The following is a 15,647-nucleotide window of genomic DNA, read 5'->3' as shown; positions in this document are numbered from 1 at the left end:
CGGCGAGGAGCGGACGTAACTCATCCTACTGACGCCAACGCCCGACGGCATCGGATCCTTCCACTGAATGACGAAGAGAGCCGACCCTTGACAGGGCCGGCTCTCTTGTGTGCGAGGAACGGGTCAGACGTCGAGCCCGGCGGGCACCGCCGCCTCGGTCCCGGGGATCCCGTCGTGCTGCGCCTTCTTGTCGGCCATCGCCAGAAGACGACGGATGCGACCGGCGACGGCATCCTTCGTCAGCGGCGGATCGGCATGGTGTCCGAGTTCGTCGAGACTCGCATCGCGGTGTGCGAGACGCAGCTCCCCCGCCACGCGGAGGTGGTCGGGGACCTCGTCGGCGAGGATCTGGAGCGCGCGCTCGACGCGCGCGCAGGCGGCGACGGCGGCCTGCGCCGAACGACGCAGGTTCGCGTCGTCGAAGTTGACGAGACGGTTGACGCCGGCGCGCACCTCGCGGCGCTGGCGCAGTTCCTCCCAGGCCACCGCGGTGCGGTGGGCACCCATCTCGCTGAGGATGGCACGGATCGCCTCGCCCTCGCGCACGACCACGCGCGGCATTCCGCGGACTTCACGGGCCTTCGCGGCGACGCCCAGGCGATGCGCGGCACCGACGAGCGCCATCGCGGCCTCCGACGACGGGCAGACGACTTCGAGCATGGCGGAGCGACCGGGTTCGCTGAGCGAGCCCGCGGCGAGGAACGCCCCGCGCCAGAGACCGGCGAGCTCCGAGCGCGAACCGGTGGTCAGGCGGTTCGGGAGTCCACGCACCGGACGACGACGCTGGTCCAGGAGACCGGTCTGACGGGCGAGGGTCTCCCCCGAGTCGATGACGCGCACGGCCCATCGGGCGCCCTCATTGGCGGTGCTGGACTGCACCTGGGCGATCTCGGGACGAACACCGTAGATCTCAGCGAGATCCCGGGCCACGCGACGCGCGAGGGTCTCGGCATCCACTTCCGCTTCGACGGCCACCCGGCCGGCGATCGAGTGCAGGCCGCCGGCGAACCGCAGGATGGCGGTCACCTCCGCGACTCGCACCGTCGGGGGTGCATTTCGGATGCTGACCAGCTCGGCCTTGACGTCGGTGGTGAGTGCCACGGGGCTCCTTCTACGTTCACGCGTCGGGTCGCGACGCAAACGTCCAGCTTACCGGCTGGGCGCTCCCCTACTCGCGCCCGAGGTCGCGATGACGGACGTTGACGGCCACCCCGGGGATCGCCGCGAGACGCCGAGCGAGCTCCTCCGACATGGCGACGGAGCGGTGCTTGCCTCCGGTGCAGCCGATCGCGATGGTGGAGTGGCTCTTGTTCTCGCGCTGATACCCCTCGAGCACCGGAGTGAGAGCCGCAGCGTAGGCCTCGAGGAACTCCCCCGCCCCCTCGCGAGACAGCACGTACTCGCGCACGGGCTCGTCCTGCCCGGTGAGACCGCGCAACTCCTCGTTCCAGAACGGGTTCGGCAGGAATCGCATATCGGCCACGAGATCGACGTCGGTCGGCAGGCCGTACTTGAACCCGAAACTGAGCAGCGTCACGCGATGACGAGCCTGCCCCTCTTCGGAGAACAGCTCCGAGACCTGTGTCGCCAACTGGTGGATGTTCAGTGTCGAGGTATCGATCACCATGTCGGCGGACTCGTGGATCGGCGCGAGTCGGGCGCGTTCGCGCCGGATGCCGTCGAGGAGCGTGCCGTCGTTCTGGAGCGGGTGCGGCCGGCGGACGGCTTCGAAGCGCCGGACGAGCACGTCATCGGACGCTTCGAGGAACAGCACCCGCACGGAGCCGCGCGAGCGGAGCAGGCGCGCGACCTCCGGGAAGTCGTCGAAGAGGCTGCGTCCGCGCACGTCGACGACGGCTGCGACCTTGGGCAGGGCATCCCCGCCCATGTCGGTGAGGTCGATCAGCGGTCGGAGGATCTGCGGCGGGAGATTGTCGACGACATACCAGCCGAGGTCTTCGAGGGCGTTCGCCACCGTCGTCCGGCCTGCACCGGACATGCCTGTGACGATGAGGAACTCGCCCTTCTCGGACTCGGTCATCTCTCGCTCATCCCTTTCGCCTGGGACACCAGCCTATCGAGTGGCGAGGTGCGTGTGGATGTTCTGCGCCAGCACCGGTCCGATGCCCTGCACCTCCTCGATCTGTCCCGGCTCGGCCGCCCGCAGGGCCGTCACGGATCCGAAGTGCTTGAGCAGCACCTTGATGCGGGCGGCGCCGAGCCCGGGGACCTCGGCGAGCACCGTGGTGATGTCGTTGCGGCGCTTCTTGCGCTGATGGACGATCGCGAACCGATGCGCCTCGTCGCGCAGGCGCTGGAGCAGGTAGAGCGCCTCGCTCGTGCGCGGGAGGATCACGGGGAAATCCTCGCCGGGAAGCCAGACCTCCTCGAGGCGCTTCGCGATGCCGCACACGCTGATCTCCGGGTGCCCCGCGTCGCGCAGGGCACGCGCGGCCGCTTCGACCTGGGGTTTGCCGCCGTCGACGAGGAGCAACTGCGGCCGATAGGCGAAGCGAGGCTTCTTGCGACCGGGCTCGCCCTCGGCCTCTCCCTCCACCCCGTCGAGCAGCGGGTCGCTCACGACGACCGGGTCCGGGCGGTCGAGATACGCCAGCCGACGGCGCAGGACCTGGTACATCGAATCGGTGTCGTCCGTGGTCTCGGCGATGCCGAAGGAGCGGTACTGGTCCTTGCGCGGGAGGCCGTCTTCGAAGACCACCATCGAGGCTACGACGTTCGTCCCGCCCAGATGCGAGATGTCGAAGCACTCGATGCGCAGCGGAGCCTCGTCCATGCCGAGAGCTTCCTGCAGGTCGGTGAGCGCCTGTGTTCGGGCCACGTAGTCGCTGGTGCGCCGCGTCTTGTAGCGGATGAGGGCTTGCTGCGCGTTCAGCGTGGCGGTGCGCATGAGATCCGCGCGCTGGCCACGCTGGGCGACGGCGATCTCGACCTTCTTGCCGCGACGCTCGCGGAGCCATTCCTCCATCTCGGGTGCGTCATCCGGCAGCGAGGGCACCAGGATCCGCCGTGGCACGTCGGCGGCATCCCCGTAGGCGCGCTGGAGCACCTGATCGACCAACTCGGCACCCGAGATGTCGATCTCCTTCTCGATCGTCATCGCCCGGACGCCGCGCACACGACCCCCACGGATCACGAAGTGCTGAACCGCCGCGGCGAGCTCGTCCTCTGCGATGCCGAAGAGGTCGGCGTCCTCATCGGATGCCAGCACGAGGGCGCTCTTCCCGAGCACCGCCTCGATCGCGGAGAGCTTGTCGCGGTACTTGGCCGCCGCTTCGTAGTCCATGGCCGCGGAGGCATCGAGCATCCGCTTGCGGAGGTCGCGAGTGAATCGCTCGTCGCCTCCGGCCATGAACGCCACGAAGTCGTTCACCATCGCGCGGTGCTCCTCGATGGTCACCGTCATCGAGCACGGCCCGCCGCACTTGCCGATCTGCCCGGGGAAACAGGGGCGTCCCGTCTGCATGGCGCGCTTGTAACTCGCGTCGCTGCAGGTTCGGATCGGAAACGCCTTGATCATCAGGTCGATCGTCTCGTGCACCGCCCAGACCTTCGGATACGGGCCGAAGTACCGCGCCCCCGGAATCCTGCGATTTCGGGTGACGAGCACGCGCGGCGCCTCGTCGCCGAGGGTCACCGCCATGAACGGGTAGGACTTGTCGTCCTTGTAGCGGACGTTGAACGGCGGATCGAACTCCTTGATCCACATGTACTCGAGCTGCAGTGAGTCCACATCGGTCGAGACGACCGTCCATTCGACCGAGGAGGCGGTCGTGACCATGCGCCGTGTGCGCTCATGGAGCGTGCGCAACGGCGCGAAGTAGTTCGAGAGCCGCTGGCGGAGGTTCTTCGCCTTCCCGACGTAGAGCACCCGCCCATCGGCGTCACGAAAACGGTACACACCGGGATCGGTCGGGATCTCTCCCGGCCGCGGCTTGTACGGAAGCACATCGGCCATCAGCTGGCCTTGCGCGCGGCGCGCCCATCCCCGAGGATCTCGGCGAGGAACTGCCCGGTGTGACTCTCCTCCACCCGGGCGATCTGCTCCGGGGTGCCCGTCGCCAGGATCTCGCCACCGCCGGAACCACCCTCGGGACCGAGGTCGATGACCCAGTCGGCGGACTTGATGACGTCGAGGTTGTGCTCGATGACGATCACGGTGTTGCCCTTGTCGACGAGTCCGTTCAGCACCTCGAGGAGCTTGCGCACGTCTTCGAAGTGCAGACCGGTGGTCGGCTCGTCGAGCACGTAGATGCTTCGACCGTTGCTGCGACGCTGGAGCTCGGTGGCGAGTTTCACGCGCTGCGCCTCTCCGCCCGAGAGCGTCGTGGCCGACTGGCCCAGGCGCACGTATCCGAGTCCCACGTCGACCAAGGTCTTCATGTAGCGGTGGATCGCCTGGATGGGCTCGAAGAACTCCGCGGCCTCTTCGATCGGCATCTCGAGGACCTCGGCGATGTTCTTCCCCTTGTAGTGCACGGCGAGCGTGTCGCGGTTGTACCGCTTGCCGTGGCACACCTCGCAGTCCACGTACACGTCGGGGAGGAAGTTCATCTCGATCTTGAACGTGCCGTCACCGGAGCACGCCTCGCAGCGGCCGCCCTTGACGTTGAAGCTGAAGCGACCCGGCTGGTAGCCGCGCACCTTGGCCTCGGGGGTCTCGCTGAAGAGCGAACGGATGCGGTCGAACACACCCGTGTAGGTCGCCGGGTTCGAGCGCGGCGTGCGTCCGATCGGTGCCTGATCGACATGCACCACCTTGTCGAGATTGTCGAGACCGGTCACGCGGGTGTGCTTGCCGGGCACGGTGCGGGCACCGTTCAGCCGGGACGCGAGCACCTGGTAGAGGATGTCGTTGACCAGCGACGACTTGCCCGAGCCGCTGACGCCGGTGACAGCCGTGAGGACACCCAGCGGGAAGCTCGCATCGACGTTCTTGAGGTTGTTCTCGCGAGCCCCGATCACGTTGAGCATGCGCTTGCGGTCGAGTTTGCGCCGCTTGGTCGGTGTCGGGATCTCACGACGACCGGAGAGGTACTCCCCCGTCATCGACGATCGGTCGTCGAGCAGAGCCTCATAGGGACCCGAGTGCACGACCTCGCCACCGTTGACACCGGCTCCCGGGCCGATGTCGACCACCCAGTCGGCCGCCTCGATCGTCTCCTCATCGTGCTCCACCACGATGAGCGTGTTGCCCAGGTCGCGCAGCTTGAGCAGGGTGTTGATCAGACGCCGGTTGTCGCGCTGGTGGAGACCGATGGACGGCTCGTCGAGCACGTAGAGCACACCGGTCAGACCCGATCCGATCTGCGTCGCCAACCGGATGCGCTGCGCCTCACCGCCGGAGAGAGAGCCGGCGGACCTGCTCAGGTTGAGGTACGAGAGCCCCACCTGAAGCAGGAAATCGAGTCGCAGACGGATCTCGCGCAGGACCTGAGCGGCGATCTTCGCCTCTCGCTCCGTGAGGGTCAGCGTCTGCATGAAGGACTGCGCATCGCTCAGGCTGAGGTGCGAGACCTCGGCGATGGAGTGGCCCTGCACCTGGACCGCGAGGACCTCCGGCTTCAAGCGATCGCCGTCGCAGACGGGGCACGGCACCTCGCGGAGGTACTCGCCCCACCGACCGCGCTGCGTGTCGGACTCGGCCTGCAGGTACTGCCGCTCGATGTAAGGGACGACGCCCTCGAACCCGGAGGCGTACCGCATCTCGCGCCCGTACCGGTTCTTCCACTTGACGGTGACCTTGTAGTTCTCGCCGCGCAGCACCGCGTCCTGGATGTCGGAGTGGAGCTCGCGCCAGGGGGTGTCGAGCGAGAAGTCGAGATCGCGGGACAGGCCTTCGAGCAGACGCTCGTAGTACTGGAAGAGACCCTTGCCCTGCGTCGTCCAGGGGATGATGACGCCTTCGCGGATCGAGAGATCCTCGTCGCCGAGCATCAGGTCGACATCGACCGACATGCGCGTACCTAGACCGGAGCACGCGGGGCACGCGCCGAACGGTGCGTTGAACGAGAAGGTGCGGGGCTCGATCTCGGTCAGGCTGAGCGGGTGCCCGTTCGGGCAGGCGAGTTTCTCGGAGAAGGACTGCCACGCGTCGTCGCCCTCTTCGTCGACGAAATTGACCTGGACGACGCCTCCGGCAAGGCCCAGAGCCGTCTCGACGGAATCCGTCACGCGCCCGAGGATGTCATCCGACGCGACGAGGCGGTCGACGACCACGGCGATGTCGTGCTTGTAGCTCTTCTTGAGGGTGGGCGGCTCGGCGAGCTGGATGAGATCGCCGTCGACGATCGCACGGGAGTATCCCTTGGCGCCGAGCTCGCGGAAGAGGTCGACGAACTCGCCCTTCTTCTGCGACACGATCGGAGCGACGATCTGGTAGCGGGTACGCTCGGGCAGCTCCATGAGCTGATCGGCGATCTGCTGCACGGTCTGCCGCTGGATCTTCTCGCCGCACTCGGGGCAGTGAGGAATGCCGATGCGTGCCCAGAGCAGTCGCATGTAGTCGTAGATCTCGGTGATCGTGCCGACCGTCGAGCGCGGGTTCCGGTTGGTCGACTTCTGGTCGATCGACACCGCCGGACTCAGCCCCTCGATGAAATCGACGTCGGGCCTGTCGACCTGACCGAGGAACTGGCGCGCGTAGGCGCTCAACGACTCGACGTAACGGCGCTGCCCCTCTGCGAAGATCGTGTCGAACGCGAGACTGGACTTGCCGGACCCGGACAGGCCGGTGAACACGACGAGCGAGTCACGGGGAATGTCGATGTCGACGTTCTTGAGATTGTGCACGCGGGAACCGCGAACACTGAGTTTTCCGGGGGTGGCGACGGGGACGATAGGCACCGGACAAGTCTACGAGGGGCCACCGACATTGGCTCCGCAGGGCCTGGATGCTCAGGCGCCTCCGAGGCGCCGCCCCGCGAACGGCCCCAGCCCGTCACGGAGCGCCGACACTTCGTGCACGTCCATCCCGACCGCGGACATCACCTGCGGCGGCACCTCCAGCGCCCGCTCGCGCAGAGCGCGCCCCGCATCGGTGAGGGTGATGTCGAGACGCCGCTCGTCCTCCGCGCTGCGCTCCCGCGCGACGAGCCCGTCGGACTCCAGTCGCTTGACCAGCGGCGACGCCGTGGCCGGCTCCATCGCGAGATCGGCGGCGAGATCGTTCAGGGTGCGAGGCGATCGTTCCCAGAGCGCCAGCATCACCAGGTACTGCGGGTGGGTCAGCCCCAGCGGCTCGAGGATCGGTCGGTAGATCGCCACGACGTTGCGCGCCGCGGTCACCAGCGCGAAGCACAGCTGGTTCTCGAGCCGGAGGAGTTCGTCGGATGCGTTCATCCGGCCAACTATACAACTGCCCTAATCGTTAGTACACTAATCAACATGGCACATGATCCGGAACGGGCTCCCCTGCGCACGCGCATTCGCGAGGCGGGAGGGCTGTACGCCTGGGTGAACACCAACCTCATCCGCTTCGCCGGACCGGCGTCCGTCGGCCCCTACGAGAAGACGCCCCCGCCGAGCGCCGCAGAGCGCGCCGAGCGCGCGTGCCCCCTGTGCGGAGCGCCGATGACGGCGCACGAAATCGACCGGTCCGGACCCAAGCCCCTCATCCACTGCCCCTGAGCCGAGGAAGCGCCTGCGGCCGGCGCGAACGGTCGACGCGCCTCAGTCGGCTCCGGCCCGCGCCGCATCGATCCAGAACAGCAGTCCGTCATCGTCGGCGATCGCGGATGGGGCGACGTCGATCCATCGCGCGCTCATGGTCCGCGGGCCCATCACGGCGCGCTCGGCTCCCTCGCGCAGGAGTAGCACTGCCTCGTCTTCGGCTGCGACCTTGATCAGCAGCACGCCTCCCGGCCGGGCCCCCGCGAGGATCCGGCCATCGAGCAGGAATGCTCGGGTCCCGAACATCCTCCGCTCCTCGATGCCGGATGCGGGCGCGACGATCGCGCGAATCCGATCGGCGAGTTCTTCGCCCGCAGCATCCATCCGCGCCGCCTTCACCTTCCGAACGCCCTCAGGCGTGACCGGCCCGCTCCATGGCGCGCAGTTCCTTCTTGAGGTCCTGCACCTCGTCGCGGAGTCGCCCTGCCAGCTCGAACTTGAGCTCGGCGGCAGCCGCCAGCATCTGATCCGAGAGGTCTTGGATCGTCGCCTCCAGCTGCTGTGCTCCCTCCGCGGCGATCCCCGTACGTCGGAGGTTCGGCGTGGGCGACTTGCCCTTGCCCGTCGCACGCCCCCTCCCCGACATCAGCTCGGCGGTGTCCGCCCCCTCGCGTGCCAGAACGGCGGTGATGTCGGCGATTTTCTTCCGCAGCGGCTGCGGGTCGATCCCGTGCTCCTTGTTGTACGCGACCTGCTTCTCGCGACGACGATCGGTCTCCTCGATCGCCTTCGCCATCGAGTCGGTCATCTTGTCGGCGTACATGTGGACCTCGCCCGACACGTTTCGCGCCGCACGCCCGATCGTCTGGATGAGCGACGTCCCGGAACGCAGGAAGCCCTCTTTGTCGGCATCGAGGATCGCCACGAGCGAGACCTCGGGGAGATCGAGGCCCTCACGCAGGAGGTTGATTCCGACCAGCACGTCGTACACCCCGGAACGCAGCTCGCTCAGCAGCTCGACACGACGCAGAGTATCGACATCGGAGTGCAGGTAGCGGACGCGAACCCCGTGCTCGCCGAGGAAGTCCGTCAGCTCCTCGGCCATCTTCTTCGTGAGGGTCGTGACGAGGATGCGCTCATCGCGCTCGACGCGCAGACGGATCTCCTCGAGCAGGTCGTCGATCTGCCCCTTCGAGGGCTTCACGATGATCTCGGGATCGACCAGGCCCGTCGGGCGGATGATCTGCTCGACGATCCCGTCGGCGATCCCCATCTCGTACTTCCCGGGCGTCGCGGAGAGGTAGACGGTCTGCCCGATGCGGTTCTTGAACTCGTCCCATCGGAGCGGACGGTTGTCCATCGCACTCGGCAGACGGAATCCGTGGTCGACGAGCGTGCGCTTGCGCGAGGCGTCACCCTCGTACATCGCACCGATCTGGGGCACGGTGACGTGCGACTCGTCGATGACGAGGAGGAAGTCGTCCGGGAAGAAGTCGAGCAGCGTGTGCGGCGGCTCCCCCGGAGCGCGACCGTCCATGTGGCGCGAGTAGTTCTCGATGCCCGAGCAGAATCCGAGCTGCTGCAGCATCTCGAGATCGAAGGTGGTGCGCATGCGCAACCGCTGCGCCTCGAGCAGCTTCCCCTGCTTCTCGAACTCGGCGAGGCGCTCTTCCAGCTCTGTCTCGATCGTGCCGATCGAGCGCTGGATCACATCGGTTCCCGCGACGTAGTGCGACGCGGGGAAGATCGGCACGGCGTCGAGCTTCTCGATCACCTCGCCGGTGAGCGGGTGGAGGGAGTACAACGCTTCGATCTCGTCACCGAAGAGTTCGATGCGGATCGCGTGCTCCTCGTAGACGGGGATGATCTCGATCGTGTCGCCCCGCACGCGGAAGTTGCCCCGCGAGAAGTCGACGTCGTTGCGGTTGTACTGCATCGCGATGAACTGGCGGATGAGCGCGTCCCGGTCGTACCGCTCCCCCACCTGCAGGGCGACCATCGCACGGAGGTACTCCTCGGGAGCACCGAGTCCGTAGATGCAGGAAACGGTCGACACCACCACGACGTCGCGGCGGCTGAGCAACGAGTTCGTCGTCGAGTGCCGCAGCCGTTCGACCTCGGCGTTGATGGACGAGTCCTTCTCGATGAAGGTGTCGGTCTGCGGGACGTACGCTTCGGGCTGGTAGTAGTCGTAGTAGGAGACGAAGTACTCGACCGCGTTGTTCGGCATGAGCTCGCGGAACTCGTTCGCGAGCTGAGCCGCGAGCGTCTTGTTGTGCGCGAGGACCAGAGTGGGGCGCTGCACCTGCTCGACGAGCCATGCGGTCGTCGCCGATTTTCCCGTACCCGTCGCCCCCAGCAGCACGACGTCCGTCTCCCCGGCGTTGATGCGCGCGGCGAGCTCGGCGATGGCCTGGGGCTGATCACCGGCGGGCGCGTATTCGCTGATGACCTCGAACGGGCGAACGCTACGGGTGGGTTCCATACGTCCAGCGTAGGCGGGGCCACCGACATCGGGGCCCGCTTCCCCTTCGGGCGAACGGCTCTCACACTCTTCCGGAAGGAGACGCGTGCAGAGCGAGCGCCGCGATCGCCGCGGATGCGGCGCACATCGCGAGGATGCCGGCGATGAACCACTCCCATCCCAGCCCTCCGAAGACGAGACCGAGGATCCATCCGAACAGGCTCGATCCGGCGTAGTAGCCGAAATAGTAGAGCGACGACGCCTGCGCGCGCACCGCCGGATCGGCATCCGTCGGCACCCACCCGGAGGCGATCGCATGGGCACCGAAGAACCCGGCGGTGAACAGCACGAGTCCGGTGAGCACCAGTCCCGTGGTCGGCATCGCCAGGAGTACCGCGCCCGACGCGGTGACGCCGATCGAGACCAGCAGCACGGGGTAGCGTCCGAACCTGCTGGCGAGCGATCCCGCCCAGGGCGAGGAGACCGTGCCGGCGAGGTAGGCAACGAACAGCAGGGTCACCAGCCAGGCCGGGAGCAGGAACGGTGGAGCCGCGAGATGGAAGCCGAGATAGTTGTAGACCGCGACGAAGGCACCCATCAGAAGGAAACCCTGCGCGTAGAGGGCGAGCTGTGGCGCGGAACGCAGCGGACGCAGAAGTCGCGCGAGGATCCCCGGGCCGCCGCCTCGCGCCGCAGGAAGGAAGCCGCGGGCGCGCGGCGTGAGCCAGAGGAACAGAACGGCGCAGACGATGCAGACCGCGGCGACGCCCCAGACCCCCGCACGCCACCCGCCCGCCTCTCCGATGCCGCCGGCCACGAGGCGCCCCGTCAGCCCGCCGAGCGTGGTGCCCGCGATGTAGCTGCCCGCGGCCGCCGCCGCGTGCGAGGAGCGGACCTCTTCGCTCAGGTAGGCGAGGGCGACGGCGGGCACGGCGCCCAGCGCGATGCCCTCCCCCAGCCGCAGGATCAGCAGCGGGAGGATGCCGTCGCTCAGCGGCGCGCAGATGCCGAGCACGGTGGCGATGATCACCCCCGTCGCCATCGCGGGGATCCGTCCGATCCGATCGGCGACCATCGACCAGGGGACGACGGCCGCCGCCAGCCCGAGCGTTGCGGCGGACACGCTCAGGGCCGCCGATGCCGGTCCGATCCGGAGGTCGGAGGCGATCTGCGGAAGGACGGCCTGGGTGGCGTAGAGCTGGGCGAATGTCGCGACGCCGGCGAAGAAGAGCCCGATGATCAGTCGGCGATACTCCCGTGATCCCGGAGCATGGCCGGTGAACGGTTCGCTCACCGCGCGCGGATCCGCTCCCATAGGGCGTCGGTGCGGGCTTCGGTCTCGTCGAGAGATCCGGACGTGTCGATCACCGCGTCGGCGATCGCGAGACGCTGATCGTCGGACACCTGGGCGTCGATGCGCTCCTTCGCCGACTTCGGGTCCATTCCGCGGATCTCGACGAGGCGACGCAGCCTCTCCGTCTCGGGAGCGTGCGCCACGACGATGAGGTCCCAGGGGTCGTCGACGCGCGCCTCCACCAGGAGCGGGACGTCGTAGACGACGACCGCGTCCTCATCGGCTGCGAAAGCCTCTTCGAAGCGCCGCTGGGACTCGGCGCGAACGGCCGGGTGCACGATCGCGTTCAGGGCGCGAAGCCGCTCGGGGTCTCCGAAGACCTGCGCACCCAACGCCGGGCGGTCCAGCGACCCGTCGTCGGCGATGATGCCGTCACCGAACTCCGCGGCGATCCGACGGAGCACGGGACTCCCCGGCGCTTGGACGTCACGCACGATCTGATCCGCATCGACGAGGATCGCACCGTGCGAGGCGAGCCGTCGGGCGATGGTCGACTTCCCGGACGCGATGCCGCCGGTGAGCGCGATGAGGGGCATGGTCTCCATCCTGTCACGCGGGAGAACGCGGAACGGGCCGCCACCCGAAGGTGACGACCCGTTCCTGACGTGATGCTGCTTAGGCGTTGCCACCCGAGAGCTTCTCGCGGAGAGCCGCGAGAGCCTCGTCGTCGGCAAGCGTGCCCGCACCAGCGGTCTCGCTCGAGAACGACTGTCCGCCGAAGTCCTCGCCGGCCGCCGCCTCGGCCTCGGCCGCCTTGGTGACCTGAGCCTTGTGCGCCTCCCAGCGAGCCTGGGCAGCAGCGTACTCCTGCTCCCATGCCTCGCGCTGGGCGTCGAAGCCTTCCTTCCACGCACCGGTCTCGGCGTCGAAGCCCTCCGGGTACTTGTACTCGCCGTTCTCGTCGTACTCGGCGACCATTCCGTAGAGGGCCGGGTCGAACTCGGTGCCGTTGGGGTCGACCGACTCGTTGGCCTGCTTCAGCGACAGCGAAATGCGACGACGCTCGAGGTCGATGTCAATGACCTTGACGAACACCTCTTCGCCGACGGAGACGACCTGCTCGGCCAGCTCGACGTGCTTGCTGGAGAGCTCGGAGATGTGGACGAGGCCCTCGATGCCGTCTGCGACGCGCACGAACGCACCGAACGGAACGAGCTTCGTGACCTTACCCGGGGTGACCTGACCGATCGCGTGGGTACGGGCGAAGACCTGCCACGGGTCCTCCTGCGTCGCCTTCAGCGACAGGGAGACGCGCTCGCGGTCGAGGTCGACCTCGAGGATCTCGACGGTGACCTCCTGGCCGACCTCGACGACCTCGGAGGCGTGCTCGATGTGCTTCCAGGACAGCTCGGAGACGTGCACGAGGCCGTCCACGCCGCCCAGGTCGACGAACGCACCGAAGTTGACGATCGACGAGACGACACCCTTGCGGACCTGGCCCTTGTGGAGGTTGTTCAGGAACGTGGTGCGCGACTCCGACTGCGTCTGCTCAAGCAGCGCGCGGCGGCTGAGCACGACGTTGTTGCGGTTCTTGTCGAGCTCGAGGATCTTGGCCTCGATCTCCTGGCCGAGGTACGGCGTGAGGTCGCGGACGCGGCGGAGCTCGATGAGCGAAGCCGGGAGGAAGCCACGGAGGCCGATGTCGACGATGAGGCCACCCTTGACGACCTCGATGACGGTGCCGGTGACGACGCCGTCGTTCTCCTTGATCTTCTCGACGTCTCCCCAGGCGCGCTCGTACTGCGCACGCTTCTTGGAGAGGATCAGACGGCCTTCCTTGTCCTCCTTCTGGAGGACGAGGGCCTCGACCAGGTCGCCGACGGCGACGACCTCGTTGGGGTCGACGTCGTGCTTGATGGAGAGCTCGCGCGAGGGGATGACACCCTCGGTCTTGTAGCCCACATCGAGGAGGACCTCGTCGCGGTCGATCTTGACGATCGTGCCCTCGATGATGTCGCCATCGTTGAAGAACTTCAGGGTCTTCTCGACCGCGGCCAGGAAGTCCTCAGCAGATCCGATGTCGTTGATGGCGACCTGCTTGGTGGCCGGGGCGGTCGTTGCGGTAGTCATGTAGTGGGTTGTCCTTGTGAATGGAAACTCAGGCCGTGAACAGCGACCGCGCACGGCCGATATCCTGCTTCACAGCGATTGGATTGGATTGATCGTCACGAGAGCATGCGTATGCACGCCACGAGTGACGCTTCAGATTACCAGATCTCGGGATGCTGCGGGGGCTCGGGCGTCGGATGCCCGTGCGAGACTGTCCCCGTGACCGATCGCCTGATGCTGCTCGATACCGCCAGCCTCTACTTCCGTGCGTTCTACGGGGTGCCTGACAAGGTCACCGCACCGGACGGCTCCCCCATCAACGCGGCCCGTGGGTTGCTCGACATCGTCGCGAAGCTCGTCACGCTCTACGAGCCCACCCAGGTCATCGCCTGCTGGGACGACGACTGGCGTCCGCAGTGGCGCGTCGACCTCATTCCCAGCTACAAGGGTCACCGCGTCGTCGAGGTCGTCGCGGACGCCCCGGACGTCGAAGAGGTGCCCGATCCGCTCGAGGCGCAGATCCCTCTCATCCGTCAGACGCTCGCGGCTCTCGACATCCCCATCATCGGCGTCGCGGCGCACGAGGCCGATGACGTGATCGGCACGCTCGCCACGGCATCCGCCCTTCCGGTCGACATCGTCACCGGGGATCGCGACCTCTTCCAACTCGTCGACGACGCGAGCGACGTCCGCGTGATCTACACCGCCCGCGGCATGAGCAACCTCGAGATCGTGACCGACGCGACCGTCGTCGCCAAGTACGGAGTACTCCCCAGCCAGTACGCCGACTTCGCGACGATGCGCGGCGACGCCTCGGACGGCCTTCCCGGCGTCGCCGGCGTCGGCGAGAAGACCGCGGCGACGCTCCTCCAGACCCATGCCGATCTCGACGGCATCCGTGCGGCGGCCGACGCGGGCGAGGGGATGAGCGCCGGCGTCCGCGCGAAGATCCTCGCGGCGAGCGACTACCTCGACGTCGCCCCCACGGTCGTCGCGGTGGCCACCGGACTCGACATCTCCGCGCCGGGCACGCCGCTGCATCCGTTCGACGACGTCGCCCGCGACGCGGCCGATTCTCTCGCCGCGAAGTGGAATCTGACCTCCTCGATGAACCGCGCGATCGCCGCGATCGAGAAGGTCACCGGTTCCGCCTGACCCTCATTCCGCCCACGCGAGCAGACGCTCGAGCCCCCAGGTCGTCACGATCCGGGATGCCGGCACCCCCGCGCGCTCCGCTCGCTCGGCGCCGTGGTCGAGAAGCGACAGCTGACCGGGGGCGTGCGCATCCGAGTCGATCGAGAAGAGGCATCCGGCTTCGAGAGCGAGCGCGATCAGCTCGTCCGGAGGATCCTGACGCTCCGGGCGGGAGTTGATCTCGACGGCGACGCCGTTCTCGGCGCACGCCGCGAACACGGCGGCCGCGTCGAACTCCGACGGCGGGCGGGTGCCGCGCTCACCCTGCACGAGGCGTCCCGTGCAGTGGCCGAGCACGTTCACCCGCGGGTGCGCCACCGCTGCGAGCATCCGACGGGTCATGGAGCGGGCATCCATCCGCAACTTCGAGTGCACGGACGCGACGACGATGTCCAGATCGCCGAGAAGCCCGTCCTCCTGGTCGAGCACGCCGTCGTCGAGGATGTCGACCTCGATGCCGGCCAGGAGCGTGAAGCCGTCGCCGGACTCGGCCCGGACGAGAGGGATCTGCTCGCGCAATCGCTCCGCCGAGAGCCCGCGTGCCACTCGCAGGCGCGGCGAATGATCGGTGATCGCCTGATACTCGTGGCCCTGTGCGCGCGCTGCGGCCGCCATCACCGCGATCGACGTCGTCCCGTCCGACCAGTCGGTGTGCGCGTGGAGATCGCCGCGCAGCTTCCGCCGCAGGTCGGAGATGCGCTCCGGCTCCACGTCGCCACGGAGCTCGACCAGATAGTCGGGGACCATGCCCTCCTGCGCCTGACGGATCACCGAGAAGGTAGACGCACCGATCCCCGGGGCCGCGCGGAGCCGGTTCGGATCTGTGCGCACGTCCGCGGGCAACGACTCGAAGACCGCGGCTGCCTGTCGGAAGGCCTTGGCCCGATATCTCGACGCCCGCTCGCGCTCGAGCAGCGAAGCGATCTCGAGCAGTGCGGCGACCGGTTCCATGATGCG

At 67.7% G+C, this 15,647-nt stretch carries 13 protein-coding genes; 2 read left to right on the top strand and 11 right to left on the bottom strand.

Annotated elements, in window-relative coordinates; genetic code table 11:
• Nucleotides 1–123 precede the first annotated feature (123 nt).
• From whiA to KZC52_RS00520, 5 genes are all read right to left on the bottom strand, one after another.
• Nucleotides 124–1,101 carry a DNA-binding protein WhiA gene (gene whiA / locus KZC52_RS00540; RefSeq protein ID WP_247622127.1) on the bottom strand — a complete coding sequence of 326 codons (978 nt, stop codon included), beginning with the start codon at nt 1,099–1,101 and terminating at the stop codon, nt 124–126.
• Nucleotides 1,102–1,168: 67 nt separating this feature from the next.
• The gene (gene rapZ, locus KZC52_RS00535) at nt 1,169–2,041 is read right to left on the bottom strand and encodes an RNase adapter RapZ (RefSeq protein WP_247622126.1); all 873 of its coding nucleotides are present in this window, start codon (nt 2,039–2,041) and stop codon (nt 1,169–1,171) included.
• Between the two features lie 33 nt (nt 2,042–2,074).
• Entirely contained in the window at nt 2,075–3,976 is a 1,902-nt protein-coding gene (gene uvrC / locus KZC52_RS00530; RefSeq protein ID WP_247622125.1) for an excinuclease ABC subunit UvrC, read from the bottom strand.
• Nucleotides 3,976–6,864, bottom strand: a complete 2,889-nt coding sequence (uvrA, locus tag KZC52_RS00525; RefSeq protein ID WP_247622124.1) for an excinuclease ABC subunit UvrA — start codon at nt 6,862–6,864, stop codon at nt 3,976–3,978. Before uvrA ends, uvrC begins: the two co-directional genes overlap by 1 nt.
• Nucleotides 6,865–6,915: 51 nt before the next feature.
• Complete coding sequence (locus tag KZC52_RS00520) at nt 6,916–7,359, bottom strand: MarR family winged helix-turn-helix transcriptional regulator (RefSeq protein ID WP_247622123.1); 444 nt, start codon at nt 7,357–7,359, stop codon at nt 6,916–6,918.
• Between the two features lie 45 nt (nt 7,360–7,404).
• On the opposite strand from KZC52_RS00520, the gene KZC52_RS00515 reads away from it, so the two are divergent.
• Nucleotides 7,405–7,647, top strand: a complete 243-nt coding sequence (locus tag KZC52_RS00515) for a hypothetical protein (protein ID WP_247622122.1) — start codon at nt 7,405–7,407, stop codon at nt 7,645–7,647.
• Nucleotides 7,648–7,689: 42 nt separating this feature from the next.
• Here the strand turns inward: KZC52_RS00515 and KZC52_RS00510 are convergent, their stop codons facing one another.
• From KZC52_RS00510 to rpsA, 5 genes are all read right to left on the bottom strand, one after another.
• A complete protein-coding gene (locus KZC52_RS00510) occupies nt 7,690–8,013 on the bottom strand; it encodes a TfoX/Sxy family protein (RefSeq protein WP_247622121.1) in 324 nt (107 codons plus the stop codon).
• A 28-nt stretch (nt 8,014–8,041) separates the two neighbouring features.
• Nucleotides 8,042–10,114 carry an excinuclease ABC subunit UvrB gene (gene uvrB, locus KZC52_RS00505; protein ID WP_247622120.1) on the bottom strand — a complete coding sequence of 691 codons (2,073 nt, stop codon included), beginning with the start codon at nt 10,112–10,114 and terminating at the stop codon, nt 8,042–8,044.
• Between the two features lie 61 nt (nt 10,115–10,175).
• A complete protein-coding gene (locus KZC52_RS00500; RefSeq protein ID WP_247622119.1) occupies nt 10,176–11,387 on the bottom strand; it encodes an MFS transporter in 1,212 nt (403 codons plus the stop codon).
• Entirely contained in the window at nt 11,384–11,983 is a 600-nt protein-coding gene (coaE, locus tag KZC52_RS00495) for a dephospho-CoA kinase (RefSeq protein WP_247622118.1), read from the bottom strand. The genes KZC52_RS00500 and coaE overlap by 4 nt, the downstream gene beginning before the upstream one ends.
• Before the next feature lie 79 nt (nt 11,984–12,062).
• Nucleotides 12,063–13,517, bottom strand: a complete 1,455-nt coding sequence (gene rpsA, locus KZC52_RS00490; protein WP_247622117.1) for a 30S ribosomal protein S1 — start codon at nt 13,515–13,517, stop codon at nt 12,063–12,065.
• 198 nt (nt 13,518–13,715) lie between these two features.
• On the opposite strand from rpsA, the gene KZC52_RS00485 reads away from it, so the two are divergent.
• The gene (locus KZC52_RS00485; protein ID WP_247622116.1) at nt 13,716–14,651 is read left to right on the top strand and encodes a 5'-3' exonuclease; all 936 of its coding nucleotides are present in this window, start codon (nt 13,716–13,718) and stop codon (nt 14,649–14,651) included.
• 3 nt (nt 14,652–14,654) lie between these two features.
• On the opposite strand, the gene KZC52_RS00480 is transcribed toward KZC52_RS00485, so the two are convergent.
• Complete coding sequence (locus KZC52_RS00480; protein WP_247622115.1) at nt 14,655–15,641, bottom strand: PHP domain-containing protein; 987 nt, start codon at nt 15,639–15,641, stop codon at nt 14,655–14,657.
• Nucleotides 15,642–15,647 lie beyond the last annotated feature (6 nt).

This window comes from Microbacterium galbinum (genome assembly GCF_023091225.1).
Lineage (GTDB): Bacteria > Actinomycetota > Actinomycetes > Actinomycetales > Microbacteriaceae > Microbacterium > Microbacterium galbinum.
Note: the sequence above shows the minus strand (reverse complement) of the source record. Positions and strands in the feature narration are given on the sequence as shown.